Source organism: Massilia sp. WG5 (assembly GCF_001412595.2).
Taxonomy (GTDB): domain Bacteria; phylum Pseudomonadota; class Gammaproteobacteria; order Burkholderiales; family Burkholderiaceae_D; genus Telluria.
Genome location: NZ_CP012640.2, coordinates 5,997,068 through 6,013,801 on the forward strand (window position 1 = coordinate 5,997,068; position 16,734 = coordinate 6,013,801).

The following is a 16,734-nucleotide window of genomic DNA, read 5'->3' on the forward strand; positions in this document are numbered from 1 at the left end:
AAAAAGCATTTTCACAAGGCTGGCGTCAGGCGACCGGCAGCACGGTTTCGTCGCGCGCGTGATTGCCAGGCGTGCGCAGCAGGATGGCCGTCACGTTATCCGGGTGGAAGAAGGCGGGCGGGTGCGCCTCGTAGGCGCGCAGCAGGGTGGCCAGCATGCCGGCCGCATCCAGCCTGCCGCCGAGCAGCTGCGGCCACTGGCCTACCCAGCCATAGGGATCGGAGCAGGACCACAGGCCGTCGGTCGCCAGCAGGTAAGTCGCGTCCGCGCGCAGCGGCAGCGCGCGCCGGTCGGGCAGGGCGCACAGCCAGGACGGCAGGTTCAGCGGCGTCAGCTCGAACAGCGGGTCGCTCAGCTGCGCCGGATTGGCGAACGCATTCCCGAGGATGAAGGCTTGCGAGACCTGGGGCCGGTGCTCGCCATGCACCTGCTGCCACCATTCCCGTTCGCCGAGCAGCCCTGCCATGGCGAAGGCGGTGGCCGGCACGTGGTCGACGGTCAGCGGCGCCACGCGCTGGGGCGTGATTTCGTACAGGCGCGAGTCGCCGACGTGGTACAGCAGCGGATCGACGCCTTCCGGCAATTCCAGCAGGGTGAGGGTGGTGCCGGGGCGCGGCCCCGGGCCGGCCAGCGTGGCGAAGTGGCGCTGCAGCTCGGCGTGCAGGGCGTCCAGGCGGTGCGTCAGCTCGGCCGGCGAATCGCAGGGCGGCATGGCCAGCAGGCCGGCCGCCACCGCTTCCGCGGCTTCGCGGCCGTGGCCATGGCCGCCCATCCCGTCCAGCACGGCCAGGCGGGCATGGCCCTGGCGCCAGCGCGCGAGCTGGCGCCGCTGTGGCTGCTGGCCTTGCAGCCAGACGGCCTGGCCGCCGGCGTCGACCAGCAGCAGGTTGTCCTGGTTTTCTTCGCGCAGGCGCGGCCCCGCGCCCAGCCGCGAGGCGGCGGCCACGTCGAGCGCGCCAAAGCGCAGGGATGAAGCGAGGTTCAGGCCATCGGAATTCTGCATCCGTTTACTCTAACAGAAGGTTTTTCCCTTACACTGGATCTCATGCTCATCCGTCGCCTCGTTCCGGACGATATTCCCGCTGCCGCCGCGCTGTTGCGCCGCGCGGCCCTGGAATACATCCTGCCCGAATCCACGCCCGAACAGGCGGCCACTTTCCTGGCCGAGCAGGGGGAAGAGGCGATGCGCGGCTTCCTCGCCAGGGGTTTCGTCTATCACGTGGCCGAAGCCGGGGGGACGCTGGCCGGCTTCATCGCTGTCCGCGAGCGCAGCCATGTCTACAGCCTCTACGTCGACAAGGCTTTTCACCGCCGCGGGATCGCGCGCAGGCTGTGGGAGACGGCCAGGCAGGCGGCGCTCGCTGCTGGCGACGGGCCCGGCCACCCGGGCGTCTTCACCGTGAACGCCTCGAACCACGCCTTGCCCTTCTACGCCGCGCTCGGCTTCGTGCCGACCAAGCCCATGCAGATGGGGATCGTGCGCTACAACCCGATGCACCTAGTCGTCCGCCCCGGGCGCACGCTCGTCGACCCGGCGTAGCCACAGGCTGCTGGTCCAGCCCTCGATTTCCTTCCCGTTCAGGCGGGCGCGCACGCGCAGCCAGTCGCCATCAAGGCTGCCGAGGGGCGTGACCAGGGTCCCGGCCGGCAGCACCGCCAGGCGCGGGGCGCCGGTCGCCTTGGCCGCGCGCAGGTTCAGGCTGTCGATCACGCGGTAGCGCGGCGCGGCGGCCGGCATCCGCCGAACGAGGGACAGAGGCGGCGTCAGCGGTTGTTCCTGGGGGCTGGCGACGGCCGGCGCGGCCGCCGGCAGCAGCGATGCCACAAGAAAGCCGAAGGCCAGGGTGCCGCCGCCGACCATCGCGAGGTTGCCGGCGGTCGGGCGGCGCCACCAGCGGCGCGGCGTCAGCAGGCCGGCCAGCGCCAGGGTCAGCAGCAGGCCGATGCCATAGGCGGCCACCGTCGCCCAGTGGATGGGGGCGCTCATCGTCGCGGTCCGTCAGGCATCGAAGCGCAGCACGTAATGGCCGGCGACCAGGTGATGGCCGGGCGGCAGCCGGTAGGGCTGTTCCGGCGTCGCCTCGCCGATCGCCGCCACGAAGCGCAACTGTTCGTCGAGGTGGTACAGGGCCTGGGTCGCGCTGGCGCGCGCGATGCGGTAGCCGTCCGGGCCGGCCTCGAAGCTGAAGGCATTGCGCGACAGGCCGAGGCGGTCGGCGCTGGATGCCGGCGTGCCCGGGCCGGCGCGCAGGAAGCGCGGCGAATCCAGCACGCGCAGGCCCGCCAGCATCGGCGCGCCACGGCCGAACAGGAAGCGTGCGCCCGGCGCCACCGGCAGCGCCGGCGCCTGCGGCAGGCGCAGCAGGCCGAGGTAGCGGTCCGCCATCTCGGGCGCGGCCGCCAGCAGCTCGACCCTGGCGCCGTCGAAGGGGCTGAAGGCGGCCGGCGCCGACACCGGCTCGCGCCCGGCGGCCGTCACCGCATGCACGACGTCGGCGTCGTCCACCGCGAAGCCGAGCACCGTCTCGGCGCCGGGCGCGGAAGGCGCCAGCGCGCGGTTCAGGCCGATCTCCAGCGCCTGCGCGCCGGTCTCGCGGTAGCGCGAAAGGCGCGGCAGGGCCAGGGCCGCCAGCGCGACCCGCTGGCGCGCCACCGGCGCATAGGTGGCGTCGCTCTCGATGGCGGCCGGCGCCGGCCGGGCCAGCGGCACCGCCGTCATGTCGGCTTCGAGAGACTGGCGCGGTTTCCACACCGCCGGCCGGCTCGATGGCGCCGGCGTCGATGCCGAGGGCGCGCGCAGCGGGGCCTGGACCGGCGCGGCCGCGCCGCGGGCCGGCGCCGAGGGCGAGGGCGACGGTGACGACATTGCGCGTGCGCCCGGCGCCGGGGTAATCCGCAGCAGCAGGCGCAGCGGCGCCCCGGACGCATCCACGCCGCCGCGGCGCGAGCGGATCGTGTAGTAGCCGCCGGCGGCGTCGAAGCTGCACTCGAAGGCGTCCTTGGGCCGTACCTGCACCTCGAGCGGGGCCTCGGGACCGTCGTTGATCAGGAGGATCGCGCCTTCCGCGCCGAAGGGCCAGCCGGGCGCCGCGTGGGTGGTCTCGTGCTCGTCGTGGCCGATCAGGGTCAGGCGCTGGTTCGGATAGACCGGGCAGACCGTCTTCCAGACCGCGCTGTCGCGCGACACGCTCACCGTGTACTGCAGCTTCTCGTCCGGCGCCGGCAGGTAGACGGCGTGGCCGAAGCGCACCTCGACCTCGCCCGGCGCCAGGTCTTCGGCCCCGACCACGTGGTAGCGCACTTCGTCGCCGCCGAGCAGGTCGCCGAAATCCTTCTGGTGCAGCGCCGCCAGGCCCTGGGCCAGGTCGCGCACGCGGGCGCCGCGCGTGAGGTGGCGGTCGTCGTCGACTTCTTCCTGCGGCAGCGCCAGCGTTACGTGCGAGAAGCAGCGCGTGGCGGCGCGGCCGCGCTGCTCGCGCGGCGCGCGCTCCAGCAGGTCGCGCAGCAGCGGACGGCGCGAAAACAGGGCCAGCCCGGGCGCCTGCCAGATCGCCTCGGGGCTGAACACGTCGTTGATCCGGGCTAGGGTTTCGTGCTGTACGTAGACGGGCATGATTCGTTCTCCTCTATGGGTTGGCGCTTGCGGCACTCTGGCTGGCGACGCCGACAGCTAGCAGGGGGCAGATGAAAAACAGCAGGTGCGAGCCGCCCGCCGACAGGAAACTCATCGGCTGGCCCATCACCGGGAAGATCGCGAGGTTGGTGCCCCACGAGAGCAGGAAATGGCCGGCCACGAAAGCCGCGCCGCCGCACAGCAGGAAGCAGCGGAAACGGGCCAGCCAGGCGACGCGGAAGTCGCGTGCGCGGGCGCCGTCGAGCCAGCAGCGCACCGCCGTGTGCAGCAGCCCGGCCACGAACAGGGCCTGCAGGCACCACAGCAGCAGGGCGGCGAGCAGGCCGTGGCGGTTCAGGAAGAAGGAGGGGGCGAAGTCGTCCTGCACCGCCGGGATGCGCAGCGCCGCGCCGGCATCCTGGCCCAGCGTGGCCAGGCCGAACACGTGATCCGCCCCGAACCAGCCGCCGCCGGCGATTGCCTGTGCGCCCAGCAGCAGCTGCTGGCCGGTGTGCGGGTGCGAGCCGGGATCGAGCCAGACCAGGAAGCGGTCGGCATAGAAGTTCCAGCGCGCGAACTCGGCCGGACCTGCGGCGCGCAGCAAAACCACGCCGGCGACGGCGGCCAGCGCGATGCCGACGCAGGCCAGCGCCAGCCAGTGCCGGCCGCCCGCCAGCGCGAAGGCCAGCGCCATCGCGCCGCCCCAGACGGTGAGCAGGACCAGCGGCGAATAATCGTCGACCTGCACCAGCGCCACCGCCAGCAGCACCAGGAACAGCAGGGCCGGCGCGCCCAGGCGCAACACCCGCCGCAGGACCCCGCCCGGCGCCGGCTGCGCCCCGGAAGCCAGCGCGAGGGAATGGGCGCTGAGGGCGGCCAGGGTGAGCTTGGCGAATTCCACCGGCTGCAGGTCGAACACCCCGGTCTCGTCGCCGAATGCGACCTGCAGCAGCAGGAACAGCAGCGCCACGCCGCTGAGCAGCAGCAGCGCCAGCTCGACCCGCGCCTGCGCCAGCGGCCGCGCTGTGCGGAGCGGCCGTAGCGCGCACAGCAGGCCGCAGGCGCCGGCGCCGATCGCCAGTAGGGCGCCGGTCCTGCCGGCGTGACGCAGCCAGGACGATTCCGGCGCGCCCAGCCCGAGCTCGAGCTGGGCCAGCAGGCCGGTGGCGAGCAGCAGCACGGCGGCGCCGGCGGCCAGCGAAGAACCGCCGACCAGCCACACGCAGCCCAGCGCGGCCCAGGCCGCGACCATCACGATGCCGATGCCGGCCGGCGCGCCGCTCTTCTGCAGGTAGAGCAGCACCACGCCGGCGCCGGCCAGCAGCAGGGCGCCGGGCACGCCGAGGCTGCGCGCCCTTCCGAGGCGGCGCGCGGCGCCGGAAACGAACAGGCCTGCGCCGACCGCCAGCGCCAGTCCGCATGCGACGGCCAGCGGGAGCATTGCCTGTTCCGGCAGTTGCCAGAGATCGCGCCGCGCCCAGGTCCAGGTCACGCCTTCGGGCAGGCGCTGGTGCGCTTCCTGGTGGAGGGCGACGTGGGACACCGGCTGCAGGTGCAGCAGGTCGCCGTTGCGCACCAGGAGCAGGCGGGTGCGGCCCAGCTGCAGGGCGCCGGCGCCGTTCAGGCTTTCCTCGCGCTCGGCCAGCAGCACGGCGTCGCCGGACGCGTCCGCCGGCTGGAGCAGCAGCGGAGCCTGCTGGGCATTCGCGCCGCCCGCCAGCAGCATGCCCTCCCCGGTCTGCTTGATGGTGGCGGCGGATGCGGGAACGCCGGCGATGGCGACGCGGTTGCCGCAATCGAGGTTGCCGCCGAAGACCAGCGGCCGGGCGATGCCCAGCAGCGAGGGCGTGAAGCGGTTCCAGGCGCCGATCATGCGCGAGGCCAGCCGGGTGTCCGGGCAGTCGGGCTGGGGCAGGCCGTCGCGCAGCAGCGTGGCGCCGTCGTAGCGCCAGCGGGTGTCGCCGCGCGTGAAGCGCACGCCGGCGTCGTCGACGGCGTCGATGTCGAAGCGGGAGGCGCCGAGCTGGAAGCCCTGGCCGCGGGCGAGCGGCGCGCTGCCGGCGCGGCGCCGGTGCTCGCCGCGCTGGACCAGCAACGGCGCCGGCGCGCCCGCGCTGGCGGCCCACCAGCCGCCCGCGGCGTCGCGGCGCAGGCGCAGGCGCACGCCGTCGCCCGGCGGCAGGCCGAGCGCGGTCCCGTCCAGCACGGTCCCGGCGCCGGCATCCAGGGCGACGGCGACCCGGGCCGGCATCCAGGCGTCGGGCGCGCGCAGCAGGCAGGCCAGCTGCAGGGCGCACAGCAGCAGAAGCAGGGCGGCCACCAGCATGCGCCCACTGCGCAGGGCGGGACGCGCGGCCGCGGCGGCAAGCGCGCGCGCGGGCGCCGCGGCGGCGATGGCGGCGCCGTTCATGCGGCGCTCCGCAGGGAGGCGCCGGCGCCGGCCTCCGCGCAGGCGGCGCGGGCGCGCCCGATCAGCCGGCTGATCTCGAGGGCGTGGCGTGGGCGCTGTTCCGGGCGCGGCGCGAGCAGGGCGCGCAGCAGGCCGAGCGCCGCCTCGCCGGCTGCGGCGCTGGCGAGACCGGCATGGCGCAGGTAGAGCGCGGCTTCGTCCGGTGCGAGGATGGCCGGCAGGCCGCCCTGGTGGCGCGCGCGCAGGACCGTGGCGCCCTCCATGCCGTGTTCGCGCCAGGCGCCGCCGCAGGCGCTGCAGAAGCGCAGCATGGCGCCGGTGACCAGATGGTAGAGCAGGGCGCCGAGGGCGAAGTAATCGCTGCGGGCGTCGGTCCGGTAAGCGCCGTCGGGATCGGGGAAGAACTGCTCGGGCGCCTGCCAGTTGGCGGTGCCGGCGTAGGAATGGGGCGCGCGCTCGAGCAGGGGACGGTTGGTGCCGAAGTCGGCCAGCTTCAGCGCGCCATTGTGGTCGACCAGCAGGTTGGCCGGTTTCAGGTCGAGGTGGCGCCAGCCGTACTGGTGGACCTTGGCCAGCGCCTGGTTGGCCTGGGCGGTCCAGTCCAGCGCCTGGTCGAAGGAAGGGACGTCGCCGCGGCCGCGCATCCGGTCGAGGTGGTGCGCGAGATCGCCATCCAGCAGTTCGAGCGCCATCGCCGGCTGGCCGAGGTGTTCGCCGCTGTCGAGCAGGCGCACGATGTGACGCTGGTCCCAGGGACGAAGTGCGCGCAGGAAGGCGATCTCGGCGTCGAGGCAGGCGGTCCAGCGCAGGCGCTGCGGCGGCAGGGCCAGGCCCATCTGCTCGGTGTTGACCAGCTTCAGGGCCGCGGGCTGGCCGCCGCCGGCCGCTTCGGCGCGCCACAGCACGCCATAGCTGGAGCCGGCCAGGGGTTCGCGCAGGCGCCAGGCGCCGGCCGTCAGGGTAATGATGTCGCCCGCCTCGAGCATGTGTCCTCCCGTGTGCGGCGGCATCGGCGCCGCCGCAGCGGACTAGCGGGGGGAGGAGGAAAAGATGCGGGAAAAGCGGACGAAAAAAAACCGCGCCGGGGCGCGGTTCCTGTCGGTGCGGGGGATCAGCGGTGACGGTCCCAACCGCCGCGGTCGTGGCCGCGATCCCAGCCGCGGTCGTAGTGGCGGCCGCCGCGATCGTAGTAGCGGTCACGGTCGTAGTAGGGACGCGATTCGACATAGACCGGGCGCGGCTCGTAGTAATAGCGCGGGCGCGATTCCACGTACACGGCGGCCGGCGCCGGCTGGTAGTAGCCGCTCGAGTAGCCGCTCGGGTAGCTGTTGTACGAGTAGCCGCGGCTACGGTAATAATCGTCGTCGGTGCGCACCGAGTTGCCCACGGCCGCGCCGATTGCGGCGCCGACCAGGGCGCTGTCGCGACCACCCACACTGCCGCCAATCGCTGCGCCGGCCAGCGCGCCGATCACCGTGTTTGCCCCCCGATCTTGAGCCATTGCCGTGGAGGATACGGCGGCCGCGGCCAAGAGCACCGCACCAAAGCATTTTTTGTTCAACATGGCTTTTCCTTCGGCCTCGACGGGGATCAGGATGATCGCAACAACGCAAGGCATGACGCTACTATAGTCCTTGCTTCCGAGGCTGCCACAGCTTAATACAGATTCTTACACCTGCATCAGGGTTCGAAACATTTCGGGTGTGCAGGGCTTGCACTCGCTTCCGTCTGCCCCATCTAGCAGGGGTTTTCATTTATTTATCCGAGTCCATGGCGCGTCGACGTAGCGGTTTTTCCCTTCTGGCAATCCTGGTGCTGGTGCACCTGTACATCGGGTTTCGCTTGCTCCCTGGCATGAACGCAGGCTTTCTCGGGATGCTGGTCGGTATCGTGCTGCTGGCCTTATCGGCCGGGCTGGTGCGGATCGGCCTGGTGGCGCCGAGCCTGCGCCGCAGCCGCTGGTCCGGTCCGCTGGCCTGGACCGGCCTGCTGGCGATGGGCTTCTTTTCTTCGCTGCTGGTGCTGACCGTGGTCCGCGACGTGCTGCTGCTGGTCCTGACGCTGGCCGGCGCGGGCGGTCCGGCCATCGTCCACGACAGCGCCGTCGTGGTTCCGCTGCTGGCGCTGGCCGTCACCGTCGTCGGCTTCATCAATGCGCGCCGGCTCGCGCGCGTGGTGCGCGTCGACGTGCCGATTCCCGGCCTGCCGCGCGAACTGGACGGCTATGCGATCGCGCAGATTTCCGATATCCACGTCGGCCCGACGATCAAGCGCGCCTACCTGAACGCCATCGTCAACAAGGTCAATTCGCTCAAGCCCGACGCCATCGCCGTGACCGGCGACCTGGTCGACGGCAGCGTGCAGCGCCTGGCCCTGCACACCGAGCCGCTGGCGCGCCTGAGCGCCCCGGACGGCGCTTTCTTTGTCACCGGCAACCACGAATACTATTCGGGCGCCGACCAGTGGATCGCCGAAGTACGGCGCCTGGGACTGCGCGTGCTGCTCAACGAGCACGTGATCCGCCGGCGCGGCCCGGCCACGCTGATGATCGCCGGCGTGACCGACTACACGGCCCAGCTTTTCAACCCGGCCCACAAGAGCGACCCGCACCAGGCCGCGGCCGGGGCGCCGGAAGGCGTCGCCGTGAAGGTGCTGCTGGCCCACCAGCCGCGCAGCGCGCCGGCGGCGGCCGATGCCGGCTTCGACCTGCAACTGTCCGGCCATACCCACGGCGGCCAGTTCTTCCCCTGGAATTTGTTCGTGCCGCTGCAGCAGCCTTTCGTTGCCGGCCTGAACCGGGTGCGCTCGCTGTGGGTCTATACCAGCCGCGGCACCGGTTACTGGGGGCCGCCGAAGCGCTTCGGCGCGCCGTCCGAAATCACGCTGGTGCGCCTGGTGCCGGCCTGACAAACCAATAACCGTGTAATTACAGAAATATTTCTCCTAAAACGGCGGCGATTGCGTTATTGTTTCGTTCATTTCGACCCGAAGCAAAGGACAATCGCATGAACCGCCGCACCCGTCTTCCCGCCCTGACCCTCGTCGCCGCCAGCCTGCTGGGCGGTTCCGCGCAAGCCGCGAGCCCGGGCAGCGACCCGGCCGCGCTCGCCAAGGTGCGCGATACGGCGATGCAGAGCGACTATGCCTACCAGCGCCTCGAAGACCTGACCGACCTGGTCGGTCCGCGCCTGTCCGGCTCGGCCGGCGCCGCCGCCGCCGTGACCCAGGTCGCCGACGAGCTGCGCAAGCTGGGCGCCAGGGTGACCCTGCAGCCGGTCAAGGTGCCGCACTGGGTGCGCGGCGTCGAGACCGGCGAAGTGGTCGACTACAAGGGCCGCCCGGCGGGCATCACCCAGAAGCTCGTGCTGACCGCCCTGGGCGGCTCGGGCGCGACCCCGGCGGCCGGCATCACGGCCGAGGTGATCGTGGTGCGCACCTTCGAGGAACTGAAGGCGCGCGCGGCCGAGGTGAAGGGCCGCATCGTGCTGTTCGACGTACCCTTCGACCAGGACATGGCCGACCGCGGCCTGGCCGGCACCGCCTACGGGCAGGCGGTGGCCTTCCGCGGCGCGGGCCCGCGCATGGCGGCCGAGATGGGCGCGCAGGCAGCGCTGGTGCGCGCAGTCGGCGGCGCCGCCTTCCGCATCGTGCACACCGGCGCTACCAACTTGCCGGAGAACAAGCGTATCCCGGCGGCCGCCATCACCATCGAGGATTCGATGCTGATCTCGCGCCTGGCCAGGCGCGGCCCGGTGCGCCTGCACCTGACCCTGACCCCGCAGACCCTGCCGGACGCCGACAGCTACAACGTGATCGCCGACTGGCCGGGCACCGACAAGGCCGACGAGATCGTGCTGGTGTCGGGCCACCTCGATTCCTGGGACCTGGCGACCGGCGCCAACGACGATGCCTCCGGCGTGGTCAGCGCCATGGGCGTGATCGATACCCTGCGCAAGCTCGACTACCGTCCGCGCCGCACCATCCGCGTCGTTGCCTGGATGAACGAAGAAAACGGCGGCCGCGGCGGCAAGGGCTACGACAACGCCTACAAGTCGACGGCCGAGAAGCACTTCGCCGCCTACGAGGACGACAACGGCTCGGGCCGCCCGTTCGGCGTGCGCGGCGGCATCGGCCTGCAATCGGCCAAGCTGATGGCGCCGCTGCAAGCCGCGCTGTATCCGATGGGCGCGGGTGCATTCCGCCGCGAGGACGTGATCGGTTCGGGCGACCTGCACGACCTGGAAACCTCGGGCGTGCCGAGCTTCGAGCCCTGGATCGATTCGGCCAATTACTTCAACTACCACCACACCACGGCCGATACCTTCGACAAGGTCGATCCCGAGAACCTGCGCCGTCACGTTGCCGTCATGGCGACGACGGCCTGGTTCCTGGCCAATATGGACCAGGCACTCGGCCGTTCGAACGTAGCGGAGCCGGCAGCCCGGACTGCGGCTGCCAAATAAGCGGACCGACCCCGCGCGCCCTGCAGCGGCACGGCGGACAGCTCAGCTGCTGCTGATCCGGCGCACCGCGCGCGCGTGGCCGCGGAAAGGGCGGCCATACACGGTCTGGATGCCGCTGGCGAAGTTCTGCCCCCATACCAGCTGCGGCCGCGTATCGTGCTGCTCGCTCGACCAGTACCAGACACGGTCGAAACGTTCGCGCAGATTGGCGAACAGCAGGGCCAGCTCGCGCCGCGTGGGCAGCTCGCCCTCCTGCGAGCCGGCCCATTCGCGAGCGGTCGGCCAGCTGACATCCGACGCATCGTCCGGCAGCAGCACCAGGTGGTAGTCCGACTCGCCATCCTTGCCCAGGATGAGGCCTGCATACGCCTCGCCTTCCTTGAGCATCTCTTGAATTCTCAGGTATTCACCCATCGCAATCCTCGCTTGTGTACTTCGGTCTGTGTAGTAAGACCGTGTTCACAGCGAGTCAGTTGCCGCGCGCAATACGACGTAGCTCATAACGACCTGCGCTTCTGCTGATCCGGATTGGCATTTGGTGAGCTTTTCCTTATTGCGGGAAATCTTTTTGCAAAAAAGTTGAACTCTGACTGTTTCTTCGCGTCAAAGGGGTACATTTGTTTTTGCCGCAAGGGACTTTTGGATGAAAAAACTCGTTGCTTTCGTTTTGGATCTTCGTATCAATGCCGTGCTGTGCTGCGGCGCCACTGTCCTGCTGAGCGCCTGTAACGCCGGGGTGAGCGACCCCGTCAATGGCCAGCAATCGCAGACCGTCGCCGCGCTCGGCAGCAGCGCCGGCCAGTCGGCGGCCAGCCGCGCTCCCGCACCCTATGGCGCGGAGGCGGCCCTGCAGAGCGCCGATGCCGCAGCCGCAGCCGATGCGGGCGCAACGACAGCCGCCGCAACAACGACAGCATCACCTGCAAGGACTGCGACCACTGCAACGACCGCAGCGAGCGCAACGCCGCCCGCGGGCGCCGCGAATATCGAGCCGGCCTACGACAGCAGCCGCCAGGCGGCGATGAATGCCGGCTTCTCGAACCAGACCGATGAGACCGAAGCCGCGGCAGCGGCCGCCGCGGCGAACGCACCGGCGGCCGACAACGCCCAGGCCAGCAATATCCCCGCCGCCTGCGACACGGGCGCCTGCCCGCACTGACCGGAAAGTTTTGCTCTCCCGGCCTCTTCTCTGGGGGTTGGTTCAAGCCCGCGCGCCGCAAGGCTTGCGGGCTTTTTTATTCGTCCTCGTCGTCGACCGGTTGGGCGACCTGCGGGCCATCCGCGGTTGGACGGTTCACGGCTTTGCTGACCTGGTGCCATTCGAAGGCATCCGCCGGCACCGCCGCGTGGCGGGCCAGCTCGAGTGCCTGCTGCGGGCTCAGGGCGGGGGACAGCCACAGTGCGGCATCTTCGGCGCCGAGCACGACCGGGCGGCGGTCGTGGATGTCGAGCATGCCGCCCGAGGCGTCGTCGGTGACCAGCACGAAGCCGGCTTCGGCGCGGTTTTCCTCGAAGGGGCCGAAGTTGGCGAGCGCCAGCAGGAACAGGGGTTGGTGGTCCTTGCGATGGATGTGCCAGGGCTGCTTGTGGCCTTTTTCGCCGGTCCATTCATACCAGCCCTCGGCGGGCACGATGCCGCGCCCGTTCTTGAGCAGGCGCGACCAGTAGCTGCTGCCCAGCTTTTCGAGGCGCGCATTGATTGCAATCGGAATCTTGCCCTCGGCCCATTTCGGGCGGTAGCTCCAGAATACGTCGTCGACGCGGTGCTCGCCGTCCTCGATATGCATCACCGGGCGGTAGGTGCCGGGCGCGGCATTCGTGGTCGGTCCCGACTCGCTGTCGTACACGGCGTCGCTCCAGCCAAATGCATTGGCGTAATGGCGCGCGGTCTGGCTCTGGTCAAATCGTCCACACATGGCTCGATCCTACCGCAGTTGCCGGGAATCGGGCGTCCGTTAGCCGGGCAGCCGGTCGCCTCGGCCGATGCACGGGTGGCGCTCAGGCAGCGCTCAGGTGACCACCCGCCGCGCGACGGGGATCCGCGACAGGAGCCAGGTGAAGCCGAGCGAGCACAGGAATACAAGAAGCACAAAGCGCAATCCGCCGGCCGGCCCGGCGTCGATGCCGTCGACCGCGCCGAGGCCGTCCACGAACAGGTAATGGGAGGCATACACGCCCAGCACCAGCGGCCCGAGCGCGGCCAGCGCCGGGATCCGCGCCGGGCGCGGGTCTGCCAGGGCGATCATGGCCATGCCCAGGCCGAAGGGCCAGGTACCGATCGTGAAGTCCTGCACCATGGCGGCGCCGAAGCGCTGATGCAGCCAGGCGACCTCGCCCAGTTGCAGCAGCAGTCCGCCGATGGCGAGCAGGGCGCCGGTGGCGGCCCAGGACGGCTGCGGACCGCGCCGCCGCAGGGCGTGGCCGGTGGCGAACATCAGCAGGCTGAAGAAGGGACCATTGCGCAGGTTGAAGGCGGTGTGCAGGCCGAAGGGCGTGGCGGCATAGGCCTTGCCCGCGAGCCCGACCGCATAGAGGGCGAGGGCCAGGACGAACAGGGTGCGTTCCAGATGGCGCGAGAGCAGCGCGCCGCTCAGCAGCGCCGCGATCGCCAGCGCCGGCAGGAACCACAGGTGCACCTTGGCGCCCTGCAGCAGCATCGTCGCATATCCGCCGTGCAGCGCACCGAGCCGGGCGGTCCAGGCGGCGAGGGCGCCGGCCACGCCCAGCCGGCGGAGGGTATCGAACTCCGCCGCCAGGAAATACACGGCGCACCAGGCCAGGAACAGCAGCAGCACCCGCTTCGCCAGCGTCAGCGAGCAGCGCAGGTAATCGGCGTGCCCATGACATTTCGCCGACCAGAAATAGCCGGACAAGATAAAGAACAGGGGAACGGCAAAGCGTTCGACCTGGTTCATGAAGGTGGCGGCATCGAAGGCGTTCCCGACCGCACCGGGACCCTCGTGCCGGGCCGTGTGCAGGGCGATGACGGCAAGGATGGCCAGCACGCGGAACACGTCGACAGCCTGGAAACGGGACATGGGGCGATCTTAAGCCCGTTCAGGAAAATATGCCGATGGAAACGTGCTCGGCAGGGCCGAACAGGTTGTGCGACTAGGCTGACGCGCGGACGGGCAGTCGGTAACCCCGATTGCCCCTTGTGGCGGCCTGGAGCGTCCCAACTTCCTATCATGTTTCGTGAAGTGGTTCTCCCTGCTTCTTTGTGTCTCCACCTCAGTGACAGCTGAGCATTGGCCGCTGTTCGCGAAAGCGACAGCGGCATTTTTTTTACGAATCGCGGTCGGCCTTGCCGGACACGCTGCAGGCCCGGGTGCAGCGCAGGTATTTGTCCTCGCAGACGCCGTAGCGTTCCGACTGGCGGCGCTGGAAGCCGGCCTTGCCGGCGGCGCGGGTCTGCTCGGACTGGCCCTGGACATGGCTGGCGGTATTCGCGAACGGATTCCTTTGCGTCGATGGCAGCTCGAGCAGCTCGTCGTTGCCGGTCGCATCGCGCGCGTCCGCCCTGCATTCCTGGCGCTCGCTGCCGCACATCGATTTGCAGAAAGCCGCATTGTCGGCCGCCCAGGTCGAGGGAAGGGCGGCGGCGAGCAGCGCTGCCAGATAGAAGGTGCGAATCATGCCGGTCTCCTGTTATTGAACAGATAAAGTATAAACTTTCCTAAGCTTAGGGCAAGATCCGTGTGGCATGTTCATTTGGCCACCTATGCATTTGCAGGCGGACCGGTCCAGGCGTATGCTGGCCTTACACAAGAGCCCATAAGCGGAGACAATCATGAAACTTCGGCTGGCATCATCACATCTGGCTACCCGTTTCCACCGTCCTTTGCGCTTCGGCAGCCGCTGGCGCGGCCACGAGCTGCTGCTGCGGCTCTGCCAACTGGCCGTGCTGGCCTTGCTGGCGGTGGAAGGGGCCCGGCTGATCGGGCGCGCCATCGCGCGCCTGCTGGCTGGCTGAGCCTGGCGTTGCCGCGCTCGAGGCGGATCGCTACGCCGCTCAGGCGCCGAGCTAGCGCGCGGCGAAGGCCTTGCCGATCGCCGTGCTGCTGAGCGCCACCTGGGCGGCGTCCTGCTCCAGCAGCATGAGCCGCCGCTGCAGCGGCGCCCAGCCGGGCCAGGCATCGATCCGGGACCTGCGCTCCTCCGGCGCCAGGGTCTCGGGCGGGCTGGCTGCACCGAGGCTGCTTCTTACCCGCACCAACATGCGCTCGAGCGCGGCCTCGACCTCGGCGCGCGGCAGCTTGTCCGGATAGCGCTGCAGCAGCAGGCGCAGCGCGGCGACGTGGGCCACCAGCAGGTAATTCTGCACCGTGAAGCGGTTCAGCTCGGGCACGGCGCGCTGCTTGGCCAGCGGTTCGTCCAGCATGCGGCCGAGCGCCGCGCTGAGGGTCGCCAGGCTGTCCATGAAGCCCTTGCGGCTGATCCGGTAGTGGAAATCGTCGGCCGTGCGGCCCAGCAGCAGGTCGGCGGTGGCGTCGATGTATTTGCGGTTGGCCTCCAGTACCGCGTCCACCAGCCGCGGCAGGCTCTGGTACTCCCAGCTCGGCAGCACATAGCTGAAGAAGGTGGCGATCAGGGTGCCGACCAGCGTGTCCAGCAAGCGCTCGCTGATGGCGCCGGCGGCATGCGGCACGGTCAGGCCGATCAGCAGCAGGGCCTGCATGCTGGCGGCGATCGCCGTGTAACGGTATTTCACGTACAGGAAGGTGGGGCCGGCCGCGGTGGCGATGAACAGGAAGACGAACAGGATCGCCGGCGCGTGCACGAAGTGCAGCAGCACGGCGGTCAGCAGGCAGCCGATCAGGGTGCCGATCAGGCGGTCGGCGCGGCGCTGGCGGGTGATGCTGAAGCTCGGCTTCAGGACCACGGCGATGGTCAGCGCGGTCCAGTAGCCGTGGGTCTTGTAGGGCAGCCATGCGGCCGACATCAGGCCGACCGAGATCGCCATCGCCACCCGCAGCGCGTAGCGGAAGGTCGGCGAAGTCCAGCGCAGGTTCGACACCAGGATGCCGATGCTGTAGCGCTGCTGGGTGAGGAAGGGCGTCAGGTCGGCATTGGCCGCCGTCGGCAGCACGCCCCCGGGCGCCTGGCTGGCGGCGTGCAGGCGCCGGATCGCGTCGATCAGGTCGCGGATCTTGTTCGAGGTCGCGCGCAGCACCGCATGGGCCTCGGCGGCTTCGCCCTCGCCCGGCGGCAGCCGGCGCAGCGCCTGGTCGAGCCGGCGCAGCTCGGCGCGGTAGTCGGTGTCGGCGCGCGAGGGCCGGTTGCGCGTCATCGCATAAGCCGCCGATTCGATGTCGCGCGCCGCCTTGCCGATCAGGTCGCCCAGCAGCGGCAGCACATCGCCGTCGGCGAAATAGCGGCGCAGCAGGGCGTAATCGGTGTGGGTCGACAGCACCAGTTCGTAGAGGTCGAACATCGCGTAATGCACCTGCACCAGGATGGTGTCGCCGCGTCCGGGCTTGCCGCGCAGGATCAGGTCGCGCGAGGCCTGCTGCCGTTCGGCGAGCGTGCTTTGCTGGCGCACCAGTTTTTCCATCTGCGCCGACAGCGGATTGGCGAGGTCGTAGCAGCCGGCCTTCATGCTGGTATAGGAGGCGAGCTCGTACAGCGCTTCGGCCAGCACCTGCTGCTTGAGGCGGCGCTGGAGCACCCACACGACCACCATCGCATACGTCATGTAGCCGGCGCCGCCCAGGAAGAACAGGGCGCCGTGCCGCAGCGCCTGCAGGGGCGTGGCCGCCGCCTCGCTCGACAGCATCATCACGAACAGCGCCACGAACTGCAGCGGCATGACCTTCCTGCCGTAGACCACCATCATGCTGGCCAGGAAGGACACCAGCACGATGACGGTGCGCAGCAGCCAGGGCAGCGGTGAACACAGGCTGACCAGGAGCGCCACCAGCGAACAGAGAAGGACGCCGGCCAGCATCTCGTTGAACTTGTGGCGCAAGGGCCCGGGCATGTCCATCAGGCTGGTGCACAGGGCGCCGATCGCGACCGCCATCGCGGTGGGCAGGTCGGCGATGCTGTAGGCGAGGTAGGTCAGGCCGACGATGCCGGTGGCGATCCGCAGGCCGGTATAGAAATAGTGACTGAAGAGGAAGGTGCGGGGAGCGAGGGCGTAGTGCATGGGTTGGCCGGCAATGTTGAGCGCATTATAGCGGTGCGATGCAGACCTGTCGGCGCACTTGGCATTGAACGAATAACACGGAAATTGCTGTCCGTAGTAC

At 70.0% G+C, this 16,734-nt stretch carries 16 protein-coding genes; 5 read left to right on the forward strand and 11 right to left on the reverse strand.

Annotated features, from left to right (window positions below):
* Positions 1 to 25 precede the first annotated feature (25 nt).
* On the reverse strand, positions 26 to 1,003 hold the full coding sequence (locus tag AM586_RS26820; RefSeq protein WP_047822871.1) for a PP2C family serine/threonine-protein phosphatase: 978 nt from the start codon (positions 1,001 to 1,003) through the stop codon (positions 26 to 28).
* Between the two features lie 42 nt (positions 1,004 to 1,045).
* Here AM586_RS26820 and AM586_RS26825 point away from each other — a divergent pair, with 42 nt between their 5' ends.
* Complete coding sequence (locus AM586_RS26825) at positions 1,046 to 1,540, forward strand: GNAT family N-acetyltransferase (protein ID WP_047822872.1); 495 nt, start codon at positions 1,046 to 1,048, stop codon at positions 1,538 to 1,540.
* Here AM586_RS26825 and AM586_RS26830 read toward each other — a convergent pair.
* The 5 genes from AM586_RS26830 to AM586_RS26850 all read right to left on the reverse strand — a co-directional run bounded on the left by AM586_RS26830 (position 1,499) and on the right by AM586_RS26850 (position 7,524).
* A complete protein-coding gene (locus AM586_RS26830; protein ID WP_047822874.1) occupies positions 1,499 to 1,987 on the reverse strand; it encodes an SH3 domain-containing protein in 489 nt (162 codons plus the stop codon). The genes AM586_RS26825 and AM586_RS26830 overlap by 42 nt on opposite strands.
* Before the next feature lie 12 nt (positions 1,988 to 1,999).
* Positions 2,000 to 3,613 carry a hypothetical protein gene (locus AM586_RS26835; protein ID WP_047822876.1) on the reverse strand — a complete coding sequence of 538 codons (1,614 nt, stop codon included), beginning with the start codon at positions 3,611 to 3,613 and terminating at the stop codon, positions 2,000 to 2,002.
* A 13-nt stretch (positions 3,614 to 3,626) separates the two neighbouring features.
* Positions 3,627 to 6,023: an FtsW/RodA/SpoVE family cell cycle protein gene (locus AM586_RS26840; protein ID WP_229412942.1), complete on the reverse strand. Its 2,397-nt coding sequence runs from the start codon at positions 6,021 to 6,023 to the stop codon at positions 3,627 to 3,629.
* Positions 6,020 to 7,033 (reverse strand): protein kinase, encoded by a 1,014-nt coding sequence (locus AM586_RS26845; protein ID WP_229412943.1) that lies wholly within the window; start codon positions 7,031 to 7,033, stop codon positions 6,020 to 6,022. The genes AM586_RS26840 and AM586_RS26845 overlap by 4 nt, the downstream gene beginning before the upstream one ends.
* A gap of 101 nt (positions 7,034 to 7,134) precedes the next feature.
* The gene (locus AM586_RS26850; RefSeq protein WP_229411057.1) at positions 7,135 to 7,524 is read right to left on the reverse strand and encodes a YMGG-like glycine zipper-containing protein; all 390 of its coding nucleotides are present in this window, start codon (positions 7,522 to 7,524) and stop codon (positions 7,135 to 7,137) included.
* A gap of 269 nt (positions 7,525 to 7,793) precedes the next feature.
* Here AM586_RS26850 and AM586_RS26855 point away from each other — a divergent pair, with 269 nt between their 5' ends.
* Together AM586_RS26855 and AM586_RS26860 are read left to right on the forward strand one after the other, a co-directional pair.
* On the forward strand, positions 7,794 to 8,930 hold the full coding sequence (locus AM586_RS26855; protein ID WP_047822881.1) for a metallophosphoesterase: 1,137 nt from the start codon (positions 7,794 to 7,796) through the stop codon (positions 8,928 to 8,930).
* Between the two features lie 98 nt (positions 8,931 to 9,028).
* Positions 9,029 to 10,486: a M20/M25/M40 family metallo-hydrolase gene (locus AM586_RS26860; RefSeq protein WP_047822883.1), complete on the forward strand. Its 1,458-nt coding sequence runs from the start codon at positions 9,029 to 9,031 to the stop codon at positions 10,484 to 10,486.
* 42 nt (positions 10,487 to 10,528) lie between these two features.
* On the opposite strand, the gene AM586_RS26865 is transcribed toward AM586_RS26860, so the two are convergent.
* Positions 10,529 to 10,900, reverse strand: coding sequence for a DUF1566 domain-containing protein (locus AM586_RS26865; RefSeq protein ID WP_047822885.1), 372 nt, complete (start codon positions 10,898 to 10,900; stop codon positions 10,529 to 10,531).
* Positions 10,901 to 11,129: 229 nt separating this feature from the next.
* Here AM586_RS26865 and AM586_RS28480 point away from each other — a divergent pair, with 229 nt between their 5' ends.
* The gene (locus AM586_RS28480) at positions 11,130 to 11,645 is read left to right on the forward strand and encodes a hypothetical protein (RefSeq protein WP_156328101.1); all 516 of its coding nucleotides are present in this window, start codon (positions 11,130 to 11,132) and stop codon (positions 11,643 to 11,645) included.
* 76 nt (positions 11,646 to 11,721) lie between these two features.
* Here the strand turns inward: AM586_RS28480 and AM586_RS26875 are convergent, their stop codons facing one another.
* The 3 genes from AM586_RS26875 to AM586_RS26885 all read right to left on the reverse strand — a co-directional run bounded on the left by AM586_RS26875 (position 11,722) and on the right by AM586_RS26885 (position 14,122).
* Positions 11,722 to 12,402, reverse strand: coding sequence for an SOS response-associated peptidase (locus tag AM586_RS26875; protein WP_047822887.1), 681 nt, complete (start codon positions 12,400 to 12,402; stop codon positions 11,722 to 11,724).
* Between the two features lie 93 nt (positions 12,403 to 12,495).
* Entirely contained in the window at positions 12,496 to 13,524 is a 1,029-nt protein-coding gene (locus tag AM586_RS26880) for an acyltransferase (RefSeq protein WP_047822888.1), read from the reverse strand.
* A 247-nt stretch (positions 13,525 to 13,771) separates the two neighbouring features.
* The gene (locus AM586_RS26885; RefSeq protein ID WP_047822889.1) at positions 13,772 to 14,122 is read right to left on the reverse strand and encodes a hypothetical protein; all 351 of its coding nucleotides are present in this window, start codon (positions 14,120 to 14,122) and stop codon (positions 13,772 to 13,774) included.
* Positions 14,123 to 14,276: 154 nt separating this feature from the next.
* Between AM586_RS26885 and AM586_RS28485 the strand changes: the two genes are divergently transcribed.
* A complete protein-coding gene (locus AM586_RS28485) occupies positions 14,277 to 14,459 on the forward strand; it encodes a hypothetical protein (RefSeq protein WP_156328102.1) in 183 nt (60 codons plus the stop codon).
* Between the two features lie 51 nt (positions 14,460 to 14,510).
* Here the strand turns inward: AM586_RS28485 and AM586_RS26890 are convergent, their stop codons facing one another.
* Positions 14,511 to 16,634 carry an FUSC family membrane protein gene (locus AM586_RS26890; RefSeq protein ID WP_047822891.1) on the reverse strand — a complete coding sequence of 708 codons (2,124 nt, stop codon included), beginning with the start codon at positions 16,632 to 16,634 and terminating at the stop codon, positions 14,511 to 14,513.
* Positions 16,635 to 16,734 lie beyond the last annotated feature (100 nt).